The organism is Pseudophaeobacter sp. C1-32P7 (assembly GCF_041008775.1).
GTDB lineage: Bacteria > Pseudomonadota > Alphaproteobacteria > Rhodobacterales > Rhodobacteraceae > Phycobacter > Phycobacter gallaeciensis_A.
On the sequence record NZ_JAXGFR010000011.1, the window covers coordinates 149,589 to 166,690 of the forward strand.

Consider the following 17,102-nt stretch of genomic DNA (forward strand, 5'->3'; position numbering starts at 1 on the left):
AGATGAGCGAAACCAAGAACCCCTTTGAGGCCATGATGGCCCAGGCCCACGAGATGGCCCGGGCTCTCAATCCCGGCCTTGAGCATTTCTCGCCCAAGGGGTTCGAGGCGCTTTGGCCGACCATGCCCAAAGAGGCGATGGAACTGATGTTCGGCAGGACCGTCAACAAGGACGGTCTGGACGCCAAGACCCGGCTGCTTCTGACGCTGGCCGGGCTGACCATGCAGGGCGCGCAGGCGGATACCGCCGTGCGCCAGACCGTGCGCCACGCACTCGAGGCGGGCGCGAAGAAACAAGAGATCGTTGAAACGATCGGACAGATGTCGGTCTTTGCCGGCATTCCGGCCATGACCCGCGCGCTCGAGCTGGCGCAGGAGGTCCTGGACGACAAAAGGGACGATGAGACATGAGCGTTTTTGCCTTCTACCTCTTCGCCATCAGCGCCATCACCGGCGGGCTGTTCACTGTGATCAGTCGCCAGCCGGTACACTCGGTGCTGTGGCTGATCCTGGCCTTTATTTCCTCGGCCGGGTTGTTCGTGCTGCTGGGGGCGGAGTTCGTCGCCATGCTGCTGGTCATCGTCTACGTGGGGGCGGTCGCTGTTCTGTTCCTCTTCGTGGTGATGATGCTGGATGTGGATTTCGCCGAGCTGAAAGCGGAAATGGCGAGGTACATGCCTGTCGCGCTGCTGATCGGTCTTGTCATCCTGATGCAGTTCGTCATGGCCTATGGCGCCTGGGAAAGCGCGCCGCTGGCATCCGAGCTGCTGGCGCAGCCGACACCGACGGATACCCACAACACCGAGGCGCTTGGCCTCATCATTTATGACCAATATTTCCTTCTGTTCCAGCTGGCGGGCCTGATCCTGCTGGTGGCCATGATCGGCGCCATCGTGCTGACCCTGCGCCATCGCAAGGACGTGAAGCGTCAGGACATCGTCGCACAGATGATGCGTGACCCGGCCAAGGCGATGGAACTCAAGGACATCAAACCGGGGCAGGGGCTGTAAGGCAATGATCGGACTTGAACATTATCTCACCGTCGCGGCGACACTGTTCGTCATCGGCATCTTCGGACTGTTCCTGAACCGCAAGAACGTGATCATCCTGCTGATGAGCATCGAATTGATGCTCCTCGCGGTGAACATCAACCTTGTGGCCTTCTCCAGCTTCCTTGGGGATCTGGTGGGGCAGGTCTTTACCCTGTTCGTGCTGACCGTGGCCGCCGCTGAGGCCGCCATTGGCCTGGCGATCCTGGTTTGCTTCTTCCGCAACCGCGGCACCATCGCCGTGGAAGACATCAACGTGATGAAGGGCTAAAGCGTCATGGAAACCATCCTTCTCTTTGCCCCGCTGGTCGGGGCGGTGATCTGCGGCTTTGGCTGGAAGTTCATCGGCGAAAAGGCCGCCACCATCACGGCGACGGGCCTGCTGTTCTTCTCGGCGATCCTGTCCTGGATCACCTTCCTGTCCTTTGACGGGACCACGCAGCACATCGAAATCATGCGCTGGATCGAAAGCGGTTCGCTTTCGACCTCCTGGGGCATCCGGCTGGACCGGCTGACCGCGATCATGCTGATCGTGGTGACTACGGTCTCCAGCCTCGTGCATCTCTATTCGTTCGGCTACATGGCCCATGATCCGCAGTGGAAAGATGGCGAAAGCTACAAACCGCGCTTCTTTGCCTACCTGTCGTTCTTTACCTTCGCGATGCTGATGCTGGTGACCTCGGACAACCTGGTTCAGATGTTCTTTGGCTGGGAAGGCGTGGGCGTTGCCTCTTACCTTCTGATCGGTTTCTACTACCGCAAGCCTTCGGCCAATGCCGCTGCGATGAAGGCGTTCATCGTCAACCGTGTCGGGGACTTCGGTTTTGCGCTGGGTATCTTCGGTCTGTTCTTCCTGACCGACAGCATCAGCTTTAACGAGATCTTTGCGGCCACGCCCGAGATTGCGGAAACACAGCTCAGCTTTCTCTGGGGCGAGTGGAACGCTGCAAACCTGATCGCGATCCTGCTCTTCATCGGCGCCATGGGTAAATCGGCGCAGCTGATCCTGCACACCTGGCTGCCGGACGCGATGGAAGGCCCGACCCCGGTGTCGGCCCTGATCCACGCCGCGACCATGGTGACTGCTGGTGTCTTCCTGGTCTGCCGCATGTCGCCGCTGATGGAAGTGGCGCCGCAGGCGACCATGTTCATCACCGTGCTGGGCGCCACGACGGCCTTCTTTGCCGCCACCGTGGGTCTGGTTCAGACCGATATCAAACGCGTCATCGCCTATTCGACCTGTTCGCAGCTTGGCTACATGTTCGTGGCCGCTGGCGTGGGCATGTATTCGGCAGCGATGTTCCACCTGTTCACCCACGCCTTCTTCAAGGCGATGCTGTTCCTTGGCGCGGGCTCCGTGATCCACGCGATGCACCACGAGCAGGACATGACGAACTATGGTGGTCTGCGCAAAAAGATCCCCTACACCTTTGCTGCGATGATGATCGGTACGCTGGCCATCACCGGTGTTGGTATTCCGCTCACGCATTTCGGTTTTGCAGGCTTCCTGTCCAAGGATGCGATCATCGAAAGCGCCTATGCAGGTGGCTCCATGTATGGCTTCTGGCTGCTGGTAATCGCTGCTGCGATGACCTCCTTCTACAGCTGGCGCCTGATCTTCCTGACCTTCTACGGCAAGCCGCGCGGCGACAAGCACACCCATGATCACGCGCATGAAAGCCCGATGGTCATGTTGATCCCGCTGGGCGTTTTAGCTCTGGGTGCGGTGTTCTCCGGCATGATTTGGTACAACAGCTTCTTCGGTCATGCTGACACCGTGGGCAAGTTCTATGGCATTCCCTACGCTGAAGCCTCGGCTGAAGGACACGGTGAAGCCACGGACGACCATGGCGAGGCTGCAAAGGGCGAACATCACTATGTCTTCACCGGCAAGCCGGGCGAGGGCGCGCTTTACTTCGCTCCGGACAACACCGTGCTGGACGATGCGCACAAGGTTCACTGGCTGGTAAAGGTCTCTCCTTTCATCGCGATGATGGGCGGTCTGATCATGGCGCTGTGGTTCTATATCTGGAACCCCTCGCTTCCGGCCCGTCTGGCCGCGAACCAGCGCCCGCTGTACCTGTTCCTCAAGAACAAGTGGTACTTTGACGAGCTGTACGATGCGATCTTTGTCAAACCGGCCCTGGCGATTGGCCGCTTCTTCTGGAAGAAGGGCGACGGCAAGACGGTTGACGGTTTCCTGAACGGTGTGGCCTTGGGCATCGTGCCCTTCTTCACCCGTCTCGCTGGCCGGGCCCAGTCCGGCTTCATCTTTACCTATGCCTTTTGGATGGTGCTGGGCATTGCCGCCCTTGTCACCTGGATGTCGATCGGCGGAGGAGCGCACTGATGGACAACATCCTTTCTATTATCACCTTTATCCCGGCATTTGCAGCGGGCCTGATGGCCCTGTTGCTCCGGGGAGAGGATGAAGCGGGTCAGCGCAACGCCAAATGGATCGCGCTTCTGGCGACAACGATCACCTTCATGGCGTCGCTCTATATCTATGTGAACTTTGACGCCGCCAACACGGGCTTCCAGTTCGTGGAAGAGGCCGACTGGATCTTTGGTCTGAAGTACAAGATGGGTGTCGACGGTATCTCGGTACTCTTCGTGCTGCTGACCACATTCGTGATGCCGCTGACCATTCTGGCCAGCTGGAACGTCACGGTGCGCGTCAAGGAATACATGGTGGCCTTCCTGCTGCTTGAAACCCTGATGCTGGGCGTCTTCATGGCTCTGGATCTGGTACTCTTCTACCTGTTCTTCGAAGCGGGCCTGATCCCGATGTTCCTGATCATCGGTATCTGGGGCGGCAAGGAGCGTATCTACGCTTCCTTCAAGTTCTTCCTCTACACCTTCTTCGGTTCGGTTCTGATGCTAGTGGCCATGGTGGCGATGTACGCTGACGCGGGCACCACCGACATCGAGACCCTGCTGACCCACAGCTTCTCGGCCGCGAGCTTTGACGTGCTGGGTATCCATGTGGTGGGCGGCATGCAGACGCTGATGTTCCTCGCCTTCTTCGCCTCCTTCGCGGTGAAGATGCCGATGTGGCCGGTGCATACCTGGCTGCCGGATGCGCACGTTCAGGCGCCGACCGCAGGCTCGGTCGTGCTGGCAGCGATCATGCTGAAGATGGGCGGCTATGGCTTCCTGCGCTTCTCCCTGCCGATGTTCCCGGTCGGATCGGACGTGATGACTGATCTGGTGCTCTGGATGTCCGCCATCGCGGTTGTCTATACCTCGCTGGTGGCGATGGTGCAGGAGGATATGAAGAAGCTGATCGCCTACTCGTCGGTTGCGCACATGGGTTTTGTGACCATGGGTATCTTTGCGGCCAACCAACAGGGCGTAGACGGTGCGATTTTCCAGATGCTGAGCCACGGCTTCATCTCGGCTGCCCTGTTCCTTTGCGTTGGCGTGATCTACGACCGTATGCATACCCGTGACATCGACGCCTACGGCGGCCTTGTGATCCGGATGCCTGCCTATGCGCTGGTCTTCATGTTCTTCACCATGGGCAACGTCGGCCTGCCGGGCACTTCGGGCTTCATCGGTGAATTCCTGACCCTGATGGGCACCTTCCAGAAGAACACCTGGGTTGCGGCTGTTGCTGCCACTGGCGTGATCTTCTCGGCAGGCTATGCGCTGTGGCTCTATCGCCGTGTGGTCTTTGGCGATCTGATCAAGGAGAGCCTCAAGACCATCAAGGACATGGATGCCCGCGAGCGGTTCATCTTTGCGCCGCTGGTGGTGATGACGATCCTTCTGGGCGTCTACCCGTCGCTTGTCACCGATATCATCGGCCCGTCGACTGAGGCTTTGATCTCGAATTTCAACCATTCTCTGGCTGCCGCTGACACCTCGTCGGCGACCCAGATTGCTTCGCACTAAGGGAGCCAAGGCAGATGATCCAAGCTGATCTCTCCGTCGTCCTGCCAGAGATTATTCTGGCTGTTTACGCAATGCTGGCGCTGCTGGCGGCGGTTTACACGGGCAAGGACAAGCTGGCCGCGACGCTGGTCTGGTCCACCGCAGCCCTGATGGTCGCCCTGGCGGTCTGGATCGCAACCGGCGGCAATGGCACGCACGAGGCCTTCGGCGGTATGTTCGTCGATGATGGCTTTGCCCGCTTTGCCAAGGTTCTGGTTCTGATCGGCGCCGCAGCCGTGCTCGTGATGGGACAAGAGTACATGTCGCGCCGCGGCATGCTGCCCTTTGAGTATCCGATCCTGGTTGCGCTCAGCACCGTGGGGATGATGGTCATGGTGTCGGCGGGCGACCTGATGGCGCTTTACATGGGGCTGGAGCTGCAATCGCTCGCGCTTTATGTGGTTGCAGCCTTGCGCCGCGACAGCGTGAAATCGACCGAAGCGGGCCTCAAGTACTTCGTGCTGGGCGCTCTGTCTTCCGGTCTGCTGCTCTATGGCGCCTCGCTGGTCTACGGTTTTGCCGGTACCACGAAATTCGCTGGTATCATTCAGGTGGCAGAGCATAACCACATGTCGCTGGGCATGCTGTTCGGCCTCGTCTTCCTGATCTCGGGCATGGCGTTCAAGGTCTCGGCCGTTCCGTTCCACATGTGGACCCCGGACGTTTACGAAGGTTCGCCGACGCCGGTGACCGCCTTCTTTGCCACCGCGCCCAAGGTTGCTGCGATGGGTCTGTTCGCACGGGTGCTGCATGATGCATTCGGCGGTGCGGTTACCGACTGGCAGCAGGTAATCGTGGTTCTGTCGGTACTGTCGATGTTCCTCGGCGCCATTGCCGCCATTGGACAGACCAACATCAAACGCCTGATGGCCTTCTCCTCGGTCGCGCATATGGGGTATGCGATGATCGGTCTGGCAGCGGGTACCGAACAGGGCGTAACCGCGATGCTGGTTTACCTGGCCATCTACGTCACCATGAACATCGGCACCTTCTCCTTCATCCTGATGCTGGAAAAAGACGGCACACCGGTCACCGATATCAAGGCCCTGAACCAGTTCGCATCGCGCGAGCCGGGCAAGGCGCTGGCGGTGCTGATCCTGATGTTCTCGCTGGCCGGTGTTCCGCCGATGCTGGGCTTCTTTGCCAAGCTGGGCGTGTGGCAGGCGGGTGTTGATGCGGGCCTGATGGGGCTGGTTGTGGCCTCGGCTGTCGCCTCGGTTATCGGTGCCTTCTACTACCTGCGGATCGTCTTTTACATGTACTTCGGCTCCGGCGAAGGTGAAGTCGAGATCAAAGGCTCTCCGGTGCTGACGCTGGCGCTGATGGGATCGGCTGCGCTGATGCTGATCGGGGTGGTCTACCAGTTCGGTATCGACGGGGCAGCAGCGGCTGCCGCCGCAACGCTTGTAAATTGATCTGTCGTTCAGACAGTCTCGGAAGGCCCGGTCGCATGACCGGGCCTTTTGTGCGTAAAGGTGGAGGCGTTTGATGACCTGGCCGACGGGATATGGGAAACGGGTTCTGCCCGAGGTGGACAGCACCCTGGACGAGGCAGCGCGGATCGTTGGTGAGCTTCAGGGCCCCGAGTGGATCCTGGCGCTGCGCCAGACCAAGGGTCGCGCCCGCCGTGGCCGCGACTGGAAAGATCCCAAGGGCAATTTCGCAGCCACGCTGGTGATCCGTCCCGAAGGTCCGGCGTCGCAGGTGGCGTTGCGCAGCTTCGTAGCCTCTCTGGCGGTCTATGACGCATGCGAGTCCCTGACGGGGCGCAGGGAAGGACTGGCGCTGAAATGGCCCAATGATGTGCTCCTGAACGGTGGCAAGCTGGCCGGTATCCTGTTGGAAAGCGTCGGACAAGGCACAGGTGTTAGCCACCTGTCCATCGGGATCGGGGTGAACCTGATGGAAACCCCGATGAAGGAATGGCTGGAACCCGGCGCCGTGTGGCCGGTCTCGCTGCTGTCGGAAACCGGTATTCAGGTCGCGCCCGAGGATTTCCTTGAGGCGCTGGCTGCGGCCTTTGCCCGATACGAGGAGCAATTCGTAACCTACGGGTTTGAACCGATCCGGACCGCCTGGCTGGCCCGCGCCGCCAAGCTGGGTGAGGTTATCACGGCACGCACCGCAACGTCGGAAACCGAAGGCACGTTCGAAACGGTGGACGCCAGTGGCAACCTTGTCCTAAACACCGCCAAAGGCCGCATTTCGATCCCGGCCGCGGATGTCTATTTCTAGGAAGGACAAGCCCATGCTTCTGGCCGTCGATTGTGGCAATACCAATACTGTCTTCTCGATCTATGACGGAGAGCAGTTCATCGGCATGTGGCGCACCGCCACCGATTGGAAACGCACCGCAGATCAGTATTACGTCTGGCTCAACACGCTTATGCGACTGCAGGGGATCGAGGCGGATATCACCGACATGATCATCTCCTCTACTGTGCCGCGGGTGGTGTTCAACCTCCGTGTTCTGGCGGACCGCTATTTCAACACCCGGCCCCTTGTGGTTGGCAAGCCCGATTGCCTGCTGCCGGTCGAAGTACGCGTGGATGAAGGCACCGCCGTGGGGCCGGACCGGCTGGTCAATACGGTGGCCGGCTTCGATCACTACGGTGGCAATCTGGTGATGGTGGATTTCGGCACCGCGACCACCTTTGACGTGGTGGCCGAGGATGGCGCCTATGTCGGCGGCGTGATCGCCCCCGGCGTGAACCTCAGTCTTGAGGCTCTGCATCAGGCGGCCGCTGCGCTGCCACATGTGGACATCTCTAAACCGCAAAAAGTCATTGGCACCAATACCGTGGCCTGCATGCAATCTGGCGTGTTCTGGGGCTACGTGGGGCTGGTGCGAGAGATATGCACCCGCATCAAGGAAGAGCGCGGTGTGCCTATGAAAATCATATCAACAGGCGGGCTGGCGCCTTTGTTCCAGCAAACGGCGGATCTGTTTGACGCATTCGAGGACAACCTCACGATGCACGGTCTACAGGTCATCCATAAATACAATAAGGATAACGGTACTCCGAATGAGCACTGAACGATTGATCTATCTGCCCCTTGGCGGGGCAGGTGAAATTGGCATGAACGCCTATGTCTATGGCTATGGCAAACCGGGCAAGGAACGGCTGATCCTGGTGGATCTTGGCGTAGCCTTTCCGGATATGGAGACCAGCCCGGGCGTGGACCTGATCATGCCCGACATCACCTGGCTGAAGGAACGCGCCGACCAGCTAGAGGCGATTTTCATCACCCATGGTCACGAGGACCACATCGGGGCGGTCTCGCATCTTTATGGGGATCTGCGGGTGCCGGTCTATGCGCGTGCCTTTACCGCCAACCTCGCCCGCCGCAAGATGGAAGAGCGCGGCCACGATCCCAAGGTGGTGCAGACCGTTTCGGCCTGGCCCGAAGTGACCAAACTTGGTCCCTTCACCGTTGGTGTCGCGCCGATGTCCCACTCCATCCCCGAAAGCGGCGCATTGGTGATCGACAGCCCGGCCGGGCGGATCGTGCACACCGGCGATTTCAAACTGGACCCGAACCCGTTGGTCGGTGAGGCTTTCGATCCGCAGATGTGGACCGAAATCGCCAAGGACGGCGTGCAGGCGATGGTCTGCGATTCCACCAACGTCTTCTCGGCTCATCCGGGGCGCTCTGAATCCGAACTGGCGCCGGAGATCACCAAACTGATCGAGAGCGCAACCGGCATGGTTGCTGCCACCACCTTTGCCTCCAACGTTGCGCGAGTGAAAACCCTTGCCGAAGCGGGCGAGCGGGCAGGGCGGTCCATCGTCCTCTTGGGCCGTGCCATGCTGCGCATGGTTGAGGCCGCCGTGGAAACCGGTGTGCTGAAGGATTTCCCCAAGGTGATCCAGCCTGAGGACGCGCAGGAACTGCCGCGTGACAACGTGATGCTGATCACTACCGGTAGCCAAGGCGAACGCCGGGCGGCAACCGCGCAGATGGCACGCGGTAAGTATCGCGGGCTTGAGCTGAAGGCCGGTGATCTGTTCCTGTTCTCCTCGAAAACCATTCCGGGCAACGAGAAGGGCGTGATCCGCATCATGAACCAATTCTCGGAGCGCGGCGTCGACGTCGTAGATGACAGCTCGGGCCTGTACCACGTGTCGGGCCACGCCAACCGTCCCGACCTTGAACAGCTGCACGCGCTGGTCAAACCGAAGATCCTGGTGCCGATGCACGGCGAACACCGCCACCTGCGCCAGCATGCGCGCATCGCCGAGGAAAAAGGCTATGCCAGCGTTGTGGCGGTGAACGGCACCATGCTGGATCTTTCCGGTGATCAGGGGCCGAAGATCGTCGACTATGTGGACACCGGCCGGACCTATCTGGATGGATCGGTCAAGATCGGCGCGCTGGATGGCATCGTGCGTGACCGGATCCGCATGGCGCTGAACGGCCACGTGGTGATCACGGTGATCCTTGATGAAGAAGACGAACCGCTGGGAGAGCCCTGGTGCGACATCAAAGGCCTAGCGGAGACCGGAACATCCGATGCGGCGCTGGCTGAGGTGATCGAAGAGGACCTGAATCAGTTCCTGATGCGCGCCGGTGCCAAGACCCTGCGCGACGATGACAAGCTGGAAGGCGAGTTGCGCCGCGTGGCGCGTCAAACAGCGAACAACGAGATCGGCAAGAAGCCTGAAGTAACAGTGGTGATCAGCCGTATGCGCTGATCCCTACTTGTCAAAGACTGAAAACGAAAACGCCCTGACTGGATCAGTCAGGGCGTTTTTTTTTGAGTGGTGGTATTCGAAAGTGCGATCAGGCGTGGCGCGGGCGGTGCACCAGTGCGGTGATCTTGTGGACGGCGCCGCCGATGCGTGCCACCACGGCGCGCAGCATGTTGCCCATTGCCGCGCTGCGCATTGCATGGGCGCGTTGCTCGATGGCCTGGATGTCCTGTGCGGTGAGCGGGGTGTTGTCGAACTGGGTCATTTAACTTTTCAACCTATGAGATGTGTCTTTCTTGCTTGCGGGTGACATAGTCCCCTGCGGCGGGTTTGACATCCGGTCAAATGATCAATGCCGCCATGCTGCAGGTGCAAAGCAAGTCACCAAACCGCGAATGATTGGATGGCAGGCGCCGTAGGGGAGAACGAAAAACGGCTGCATCCCATTCAGGATGCAGCCGTCAAAACTGTCAAAGTGCTGATGCGTCAGCTAGCGCGGCGTTCGTCAAAGGACAGCGCAATAAAGCTGGGCATGTGATCGCCCATGCCGACAACCTTGCGGTCGTCGCGGCGGTCCTGCTTGCCTCCACGGCCACCACGCGATTGTTTCGCTGGCTTTTCAGCATTGGCCGATTTGTCGCCAGAGCGGGACTGGGATTTTGGCGCGGTTGCAGTGTCCGTATCCGCGTCTGCTGCCTGATCTGCCTTTGCATCCTTGGGCGCGTCCTGACCCTTGTCCGCCGATTTGCCACGACGGCTGCGGGTCGGCTTGGGCTTGCTTGCGGCGGTATCATCCTTGCCTGCGTCCCCAGCATCTTCGGTGGATTTGCGGCTGGGTGCCTTTTTAACAGGGTTTTCCAGGCGGGCGATGGTCTTTTGAACCAGGCTTTCGACTGCATCCAGCGCCTTTTCATCGCGCGGGGTACAGATGGTAATCGCCTTGCCCTCACGGCCGGCGCGGCCGGTGCGGCCAATCCGGTGCACGTAGTCCTCGGCATGGCCAGGAACGTCGTAGTTGAACACATGGCTGACGCTGGGCACGTCGAGACCACGCGCAGCCACGTCCGAAGCCACCAGTATGCGCAACTGGCCCTCGCGGAACCCATCAAGGGTCTTGGTCCGCTGGCTTTGGTCCAGATCGCCGTGAATGGGCGCGGCGTCATAGCCGTATTTCTTCAGCGACTTTGCCACCACATCCACGTCCATCTTGCGGTTGCAGAAGATGATCGCATTGGTCAGCTTTTCGCCTTCCTGATCGATCAGCGCGCGCAGTACTTTGCGCTTTTCGCTGCCTTCGCGATCCTTGCGGGAGGCTTTGAATTCCACAACGGCCTGTTCGATGGTTTCCGAAGTCGTCGCCTGACGGGCAATCTCGATCCGCTCGGGGTTAGACAGGAAGGTGTTGGTAATCCGCTCGATTTCTGGCGCCATGGTGGCCGAGAAGAACAGGGTCTGGCGGGTAAAGGGCGTCAGGCCAAAGATGCGTTCGATATCGGGGATAAAGCCCATGTCGAGCATCCGGTCGGCTTCGTCCACCACCATGACCTTCACATCAGAGAGGATCAGCTTGCCACGTTCGAAATGGTCAAGCAGGCGACCGGGCGTTGCGATCAAAACGTCGACGCCCTTATCAATCAGTTGGTCCTGTTCCTTGAAGCTGACGCCGCCAATCAGCAGGGCTTTGGTCAGTTTCAGGTGCTTGGTGTAGGTGTCAAAGTTTTCAGCAACTTGTGCTGCCAGCTCGCGCGTGGGGCAGAGCACCAGGCTGCGCGGCATCCGTGCGCGGGCGCGTCCGCGTGCGAGCATGGTGATCATCGGCAGGGTGAAAGAAGCGGTCTTCCCGGTGCCGGTCTGGGCGATCCCCAGAACGTCGCGTCCCTCCAGCGCAGGCGGAATGGCTCCGGCCTGGATCGGGGTGGGGGATTCATACCCGGCTTCCTCAATTGCCTTGAGGACCTTGGGGTTCAAGTTCAGATCGGTGAATTTTGTCATATGCGTCCGTTTTGCGGACACTGACCAGGCCCGCGCGAGTGTGAGTCAGCCGGTTTCGCAAGGTCATGCGGTTTGGCAGCTTCCGGCTTCGGGGCGGACTTAGCAAAATACGGGTGCACCGTCAATTGAAGCCTGATTTTGCAGGAGAAAACGCGGTTTTTCGCGCTCTTTCGGTGCATATTTGCAGAGTTTATCGCCCTTTAGGCGAATTTTGGAAAATGTTTGGCGCGTTTCTCCGCGAGGCGCAGTTCACGGATTCGCAGGCAGCCTTCCTGCTCAAGCCGCGCCCGCAGGTCCGCGCTGTCGGCGCAGGTCTCCTCAAAAAAATCGCGCAGACCGTCGGTACCCTGTTCCGCTTCGATGGCCGAGAGGAGTTCGTGCAGATTGATACCGCCCTTGTCGCGGGGCCGGGCCGGTTTCAGCTCGGATCGGTAGGAGCCCTGCCTCAGCCGGTAGCTGTAATGCGACAGCCAGCTGTCCCAATCGCGGGCGTGAAGATGGCACAAGTCGACATCCGGCAGGACCACTTGGCTGGGATTTTCCTCCCCGTCCACGAAGAAATTGTGGATGCGCAGCTTGCCCTCTTCCATGCCGGGGCGGACGAAAAGCTTGCCTTGGGTATGGCTGAGAAAGCCGCTGAGCAGATGCTCGCCATAGGTGGGATAAAGCTGCCCGGCCCGGGCACCTCTGTCGCTACCACGGGGGATTTGCGTCTTGAAGGCAGAGCCGTCGCCTCCGGCCAGGCTTTCAATCGGGTACGCGCGCGCGCAGAGAGCCGTTTCGGGCTGGCGCGCCAGCACCTGTGACAAGGGCTCTTTGGACCAGAGGAATTCATCCACATCCATATGGATCAGCCAATCCAGCCCCTTGCTCTGACGTCTGTAGGCGCGGGTGGCATTCAGGGTTTGCCGGACCTGGTGCTTGTCAGGTTTGCCGCCCTTGCGCCGCTGCGCCCAGGAGGCATCATCGCAGTCGAAAACCCGGATCTTTGGGTGCTGCGCCAAGAGATCGCGTGCCTCGGGGCAGGGGGCATCAAGATAGAGGAAAAGCCGATGCGCGCCTGCGTCCAGATGATAGGCGGCAAAGTTCAGCACATCCTTGGCCTGGGCCTTGATGGTGCTGACGATACCCCATGTCTGTGTCGGCGAATGTGTCAGGGCGGCCTCTCAGAACGGCGGTTCAGCAGGACGGCGCAGTCCACGGTCGTCTCCAGATCACCGCCGGTCTGGAAACGCGCCCGGGCCATGTTGAACCGCCCGGGCATTGATGGTGTTAGACCATCATTTCCTTGGTCGCCGTCAGTTTCAAGTCCGGATAATCCCGCTCCACCCGGTCGATGTCCCATTGCAGCCGCGTCAGGTAGACGGTGTCGCCGTCATGGTCTGTCGCGATATGCTGCTTGTTGGCGTTGATGAATTTCTCCACCGCCGGTTTTTCCCCGGAGACCCAGCGGGCCGAGGTAAACTGAGAGGGCTCAAAACGCACCGGCAGGCCGTATTCCATCTCGATCCGGCTGGCGAGCACTTCGAACTGCAAAGCCCCCACAACGCCGACGATGAAGCCGGAGCCGAAGGAGGGTTTGAAGACCTTGGCGGCGCCTTCCTCTGCGAATTGCATCAGCGCCTTTTCCAGATGCTTCGCTTTCATCGGATCGCCCGCCCGCACGGTCTGCAGCAGTTCCGGCGCAAAGGAGGGGATACCGGTCGCCCGCAGGGCCTCGCCTTCGGTCAGCGTATCACCAATGCGCAGCTGGCCGTGGTTCGGAATACCGATGATGTCACCCGCCCATGCCTCTTCCGCCAGTTCCCGGTCCGAAGCCAGGAACAGCACCGGGTTCGAGATCGCCATGGGCTTCTTGGTGCGCACGTGGGTCAGCTTCATGCCGCGTTTGAAATGGCCCGAGGCCATGCGCACGAAGGCGACGCGGTCGCGGTGCTTGGGGTCCATATTGGCCTGTACCTTGAAGACGAAGCCGACGACCTTCTTTTCCTCCGGGCAGACCTGGCGCGGGCTGGCCTTTTGCGGCTGCGGCTCGGGGCCGTATCGGCCAATGCCATCCATCAACTCCTTCACCCCGAAGGAGTTGATCGCAGAGCCGAACCAGATCGGGGTCATGTGACCCTCCAGCACCGATTGCGGGTCAAGGGTCGGCAACAGCTCCTTGGCCATCTCCACCTCTTCAAGGAACTTCTCAAGCAGATGCGCAGGCACGTGTTCTGCCAGTTGCGGATCGTCCAGCCCTTCGATCGAGATGCTCTCGGCAACCTTGTTGCGGTCGGCGCGGTCCATCAGCTCCAGCCGGTCACGCAACAGGTCATAGCAGCCGATGAAATCGCGCCCGACTCCGATGGGCCAGCTGGCGGGGGTCACGTCAATCGCCAGCATTTCCTGGATTTCGTCAATGATCTCAAACGTGTCGCGGCTTTCCCGGTCCATCTTGTTACAGAAGGTCAGGATCGGCAGATCGCGCAGGCGGCAGACTTCGAACAGTTTCTGCGTCTGGCTCTCGACACCTTTGGCGCCGTCAATCACCATCACCGCCGCATCCACCGCCGTCAGCGTCCGGTAGGTGTCCTCGGAAAAGTCCGAGTGGCCGGGCGTGTCCACCAGGTTGAAGCGGAAACCGTCGAAATCGAACGACATGGCCGAGGCCGAAACCGAGATGCCCCGGTCCTTTTCCATCTGCATGAAGTCTGAGCGCGTGCGCCGCGCTTCGCCCTTGGCGCGCACCTGACCGGCCATCTGGATCGCGCCGCCATACAGCAGGAATTTCTCGGTCAGAGTGGTCTTGCCCGCATCCGGGTGCGAGATGATCGCAAAGGTGCGGCGCCGCGCGATTTCGGGCGGCAGTTCGGGGCGGTTTGTGACGGAATCCAGCATGAGCGCGCGTATATCAGGATTGCGGGTCGAGGCAAGAAAAACAGGCGGGCCCCTACGTGCACTGGGCATACACAGGGTCGATTGCATGTCCCGGCAACCCTTTGTCAAAATGTCTAACTTGCGTGCGCTGCGTCTCGGGGAGGTTTCAGCCCGACGTCACCCTCTTTCAGCGCACGACCTTCAACCCCACAAGTGCTTGTGAGACAGCGCTGCGCAGCGCCAATGAACAATGCGAACGCACAAGTTGCTTCTCGCTGGTCGAAAAATTGGCCCAATCTTTGGTTTGCAAGTTACCTGGAATGACAGATCGTCCGCTTACCTGTTTGCCTTCAACAATTTGACTGCCAGTAGCGGGATCGACCAGAGATGCGGTGAGGCCAACTGTGCAGGCATTCTCCCCAATGAGCGCTTTATTTACTGCAGGGTTGCGAACCCACAGGACAAAACGCGGTTGGTATTTTTCACCTTTGGCTTTTTCAGCACTTGCGATGGCGCCGATTGCAAATAGCCCGCCGCCGAGGGCAAAGAAGTCGCGTCCGGGATTGTAGTTCTGGCCCAGAATATCCAGGGGCGTTTGCTGAAGTACGATGACGGCGTCGGTCTTCTGCGCCGCTGCGCCAGTGTGCGAGGGAACGTTTGCGACGACTGCGCCTGTCGGGGTGAGTTGTTCCCTTACAAAACCGCCCGCCGTCGATGCGGCGTTCCATCCCAATTTGCCGTCAATCGGCTGTGGCTCGGCGAATGCAGCGTCCCAGTAAGTCGACACAACATTATCACTGATTTGAGTGACTAGGCCGATTTTTGAATACTGCGCTTGCGCATCACTCGGAATACCGACCTGGGTCGTATCCAAGCACCCGGTTAAACTCAGGGCTGCGACCACGCTGAATAGTCGGATGAGGCTTTTTGCTTCCATGACCTTTCCCCTTTCAGTTCCGCGCGCAAAGCATTCTGAACCGACCTGCAGCTGCACGCCTTGATCCGGATCATGGCAAAAGTACGGAAATGGCATCGCACCCACCCTTTTGGAGAGGGGCGCGTCCGCGGCATCAACGCGGTACTGGGCATCTACTGGATGCCGCTTTTGTTTGGCCACATCCAGGCGCACGAGAGGGACGACACCATCCTGCGCATCGCGCTGAATGCGCAACGCATGCAGAGGGAGAGGCGCAGAGGGTGAGGGGCGGCAGGCAGCACAAACTCGCCATCCGCATGGGGTACGACATTCACTATGCTGCGGCTGCGGCCTCGTTATCTAATTTTCGCGAGACCGGGCGTTCAGATATGCAGCATCGACTGCGGCAATTTCACATTTGGTGCTGAGGTCAGCGCCGCGAAAAAAGTGGTGTCCTTTGATCTGATGCGCGGGGCGAAGAGAAATGCTCTTTTCGTTCATTTCCCATACGCCCAAGGCCTTCGCCGAGCACATGTTCGCCGCAACCGACACCCTGGCTGCGCCATCTGAAAGCTCCGCGGGGATGTCGATTGCTCCACCTGCGCCAATCAGCAAGGCTCTGCTTCCGGCTGGTTGAATGTCCAGTGGCAGGTCAGCACGTGTCAGCTATGGCCGTAGTAGGCTTCGGGGTCCACAAGCCCCCCATCTTCCGTCGCGATATAAAACACGCCATCTTTCACTTCGCCGAGCTTGCCGTATTTTCTATGCGTGACCTCGAAGTCATTCAACGTGACGCGACTGTCCTCATCAAAGCTTGTCGAGGTTTCTACTGTGATACCAAAGTCGCGGGTCAATTCCGACGCAATCACATCGTACCACATGCCGGTGGCTTTCAGGTCGTGAGCCTGTTTTTCATTATTCTTTCTAATGTCTTCCGAAGACATCCCATCAACAATGCCTTCGATCATCTCCGGGGGCGTGTTGGCCGAAGCATACACCACTGAGTGCCCTGATGACGCATCTTCAAGCTGAACTTCAAACTTGTTTCTAGGGAAGTTCGCCTGATTGGCAGCGGTGATCATATCACCCAGCCGTGTCGCAGCAGCCAAAATTGCGTCCTCACGAGTCTCATAAGCCCCCATGCCCGGTTGCTGAGCCTTCGCCATGGAATGGGCCGTGTAGAGCCCCAAAGACAGACGGTTCTTGTATCCGTTCTCCGCCTGGAACGCATCGGACTCTGCCTGTCTTGCATAGGCATCGGCGAACATTTTGGCGCGCTGTGCAGGATCTGTATACTGCATCCCGTAGGTGCCGCCTTCCTTCGGAATTCCGGTTTTTGCGTCTGCCGATGCGCCGGACTCGCCTGCAATGGCAGCACGTGCAATCCTGCTGAGGGCGATTTTCACGGCCTGATCGGAGCCTGATGGCGCGGCCAGTGGGTTTTTTTGATGCCTTAATACTCTCCTGGTTTGCCCCTGCGGTATCAAAAAGGGAGAGCGTATTCGCGTTCAGGGATTGATTGATAAGCATAGTGACCGGCGCTGTTGCACAAATCGGGGTCTGAGCGTGGTTCCCCTTTCCCCGGACGGACCTATCCTACGGCCACAGTGACGGGTATGCCGAGCGCGGTGTAGCCGTTCAGCACGGCGATGCGAAC

General features: G+C 59.6%; 16 protein-coding genes. 9 read left to right on the top strand and 7 right to left on the bottom strand.

Features of this window, described 5'->3' with window-relative positions:
* Nucleotides 1-2: 2 nt before the first annotated feature.
* The 9 genes from SM763_RS16350 to SM763_RS16390 all read left to right on the top strand — a co-directional run bounded on the left by SM763_RS16350 (nucleotide 3) and on the right by SM763_RS16390 (nucleotide 9,681).
* Nucleotides 3-410 carry a carboxymuconolactone decarboxylase family protein gene (locus SM763_RS16350; protein ID WP_065273129.1) on the top strand — a complete coding sequence of 136 codons (408 nt, stop codon included), beginning with the start codon at nucleotides 3-5 and terminating at the stop codon, nucleotides 408-410.
* Complete coding sequence (locus SM763_RS16355) at nucleotides 407-1,009, top strand: NADH-quinone oxidoreductase subunit J (RefSeq protein WP_065273130.1); 603 nt, start codon at nucleotides 407-409, stop codon at nucleotides 1,007-1,009. Before SM763_RS16350 ends, SM763_RS16355 begins: the two co-directional genes overlap by 4 nt.
* 4 nt (nucleotides 1,010-1,013) lie before the next feature.
* Complete coding sequence (gene nuoK / locus SM763_RS16360) at nucleotides 1,014-1,319, top strand: NADH-quinone oxidoreductase subunit NuoK (protein WP_005624625.1); 306 nt, start codon at nucleotides 1,014-1,016, stop codon at nucleotides 1,317-1,319.
* Between the two features lie 6 nt (nucleotides 1,320-1,325).
* Nucleotides 1,326-3,398, top strand: coding sequence for an NADH-quinone oxidoreductase subunit L (gene nuoL, locus SM763_RS16365; RefSeq protein ID WP_368999186.1), 2,073 nt, complete (start codon nucleotides 1,326-1,328; stop codon nucleotides 3,396-3,398).
* Nucleotides 3,398-4,945: an NADH-quinone oxidoreductase subunit M gene (locus tag SM763_RS16370; RefSeq protein WP_065273132.1), complete on the top strand. Its 1,548-nt coding sequence runs from the start codon at nucleotides 3,398-3,400 to the stop codon at nucleotides 4,943-4,945. The genes nuoL and SM763_RS16370 overlap by 1 nt, the downstream gene beginning before the upstream one ends.
* A 14-nt stretch (nucleotides 4,946-4,959) precedes the next feature.
* Nucleotides 4,960-6,399 carry an NADH-quinone oxidoreductase subunit NuoN gene (gene nuoN, locus SM763_RS16375; protein ID WP_368999187.1) on the top strand — a complete coding sequence of 480 codons (1,440 nt, stop codon included), beginning with the start codon at nucleotides 4,960-4,962 and terminating at the stop codon, nucleotides 6,397-6,399.
* A gap of 70 nt (nucleotides 6,400-6,469) precedes the next feature.
* A complete protein-coding gene (locus SM763_RS16380) occupies nucleotides 6,470-7,219 on the top strand; it encodes a biotin--[acetyl-CoA-carboxylase] ligase (protein WP_368999188.1) in 750 nt (249 codons plus the stop codon).
* A gap of 13 nt (nucleotides 7,220-7,232) precedes the next feature.
* Nucleotides 7,233-8,021 carry a type III pantothenate kinase gene (locus SM763_RS16385; protein WP_368999189.1) on the top strand — a complete coding sequence of 263 codons (789 nt, stop codon included), beginning with the start codon at nucleotides 7,233-7,235 and terminating at the stop codon, nucleotides 8,019-8,021.
* On the top strand, nucleotides 8,011-9,681 hold the full coding sequence (locus SM763_RS16390) for a ribonuclease J (protein ID WP_368999190.1): 1,671 nt from the start codon (nucleotides 8,011-8,013) through the stop codon (nucleotides 9,679-9,681). Before SM763_RS16385 ends, SM763_RS16390 begins: the two co-directional genes overlap by 11 nt.
* Before the next feature lie 88 nt (nucleotides 9,682-9,769).
* Here SM763_RS16390 and SM763_RS16395 read toward each other — a convergent pair whose 3' ends face one another.
* The 7 genes from SM763_RS16395 to SM763_RS16425 all read right to left on the bottom strand — a co-directional run bounded on the left by SM763_RS16395 (nucleotide 9,770) and on the right by SM763_RS16425 (nucleotide 16,851).
* Nucleotides 9,770-9,943 (bottom strand): RSP_7527 family protein, encoded by a 174-nt coding sequence (locus SM763_RS16395; protein WP_274831831.1) that lies wholly within the window; start codon nucleotides 9,941-9,943, stop codon nucleotides 9,770-9,772.
* Nucleotides 9,944-10,164: 221 nt separating this feature from the next.
* Nucleotides 10,165-11,670 carry a DEAD/DEAH box helicase gene (locus SM763_RS16400; protein WP_368999191.1) on the bottom strand — a complete coding sequence of 502 codons (1,506 nt, stop codon included), beginning with the start codon at nucleotides 11,668-11,670 and terminating at the stop codon, nucleotides 10,165-10,167.
* Nucleotides 11,671-11,870: 200 nt separating this feature from the next.
* Nucleotides 11,871-12,764, bottom strand: coding sequence for a glycosyltransferase family 2 protein (locus SM763_RS16405; RefSeq protein ID WP_368999192.1), 894 nt, complete (start codon nucleotides 12,762-12,764; stop codon nucleotides 11,871-11,873).
* Nucleotides 12,765-12,942: 178 nt separating this feature from the next.
* Nucleotides 12,943-14,550, bottom strand: coding sequence for a peptide chain release factor 3 (locus SM763_RS16410; RefSeq protein ID WP_368999193.1), 1,608 nt, complete (start codon nucleotides 14,548-14,550; stop codon nucleotides 12,943-12,945).
* Nucleotides 14,551-14,716: 166 nt separating this feature from the next.
* Nucleotides 14,717-15,658 carry a hypothetical protein gene (locus SM763_RS16415; protein ID WP_368999194.1) on the bottom strand — a complete coding sequence of 314 codons (942 nt, stop codon included), beginning with the start codon at nucleotides 15,656-15,658 and terminating at the stop codon, nucleotides 14,717-14,719.
* Nucleotides 15,659-15,805: 147 nt separating this feature from the next.
* Complete coding sequence (locus SM763_RS16420) at nucleotides 15,806-16,060, bottom strand: hypothetical protein (protein ID WP_368999195.1); 255 nt, start codon at nucleotides 16,058-16,060, stop codon at nucleotides 15,806-15,808.
* A gap of 47 nt (nucleotides 16,061-16,107) precedes the next feature.
* Nucleotides 16,108-16,851 carry a hypothetical protein gene (locus SM763_RS16425; RefSeq protein ID WP_368999196.1) on the bottom strand — a complete coding sequence of 248 codons (744 nt, stop codon included), beginning with the start codon at nucleotides 16,849-16,851 and terminating at the stop codon, nucleotides 16,108-16,110.
* Nucleotides 16,852-17,102 lie beyond the last annotated feature (251 nt).

Bases quoted from the DNA above. Each gene is read 5' to 3' on its own strand.
- SM763_RS16400 (WP_368999191.1), bottom strand. From the start codon at position 11,670: ATGACAAAATTCACCGATCTGAACTTGAACCCCAAGGTCCTCAAGGCA.
- nuoN (WP_368999187.1), top strand. From the start codon at position 4,960: ATGATCCAAGCTGATCTCTCCGTCGTCCTGCCAGAGATTATTCTGGCT.
- nuoL (WP_368999186.1), top strand. From the start codon at position 1,326: ATGGAAACCATCCTTCTCTTTGCCCCGCTGGTCGGGGCGGTGATCTGC.
- SM763_RS16395 (WP_274831831.1), bottom strand. From the start codon at position 9,943: ATGACCCAGTTCGACAACACCCCGCTCACCGCACAGGACATCCAGGCC.
- SM763_RS16385 (WP_368999189.1), top strand. From the start codon at position 7,233: ATGCTTCTGGCCGTCGATTGTGGCAATACCAATACTGTCTTCTCGATC.
- nuoK (WP_005624625.1), top strand. From the start codon at position 1,014: ATGATCGGACTTGAACATTATCTCACCGTCGCGGCGACACTGTTCGTC.
- SM763_RS16370 (WP_065273132.1), top strand. From the start codon at position 3,398: ATGGACAACATCCTTTCTATTATCACCTTTATCCCGGCATTTGCAGCG.
- SM763_RS16350 (WP_065273129.1), top strand. From the start codon at position 3: ATGAGCGAAACCAAGAACCCCTTTGAGGCCATGATGGCCCAGGCCCAC.
- SM763_RS16390 (WP_368999190.1), top strand. From the start codon at position 8,011: ATGAGCACTGAACGATTGATCTATCTGCCCCTTGGCGGGGCAGGTGAA.
- SM763_RS16410 (WP_368999193.1), bottom strand. From the start codon at position 14,550: ATGCTGGATTCCGTCACAAACCGCCCCGAACTGCCGCCCGAAATCGCG.
- SM763_RS16355 (WP_065273130.1), top strand. From the start codon at position 407: ATGAGCGTTTTTGCCTTCTACCTCTTCGCCATCAGCGCCATCACCGGC.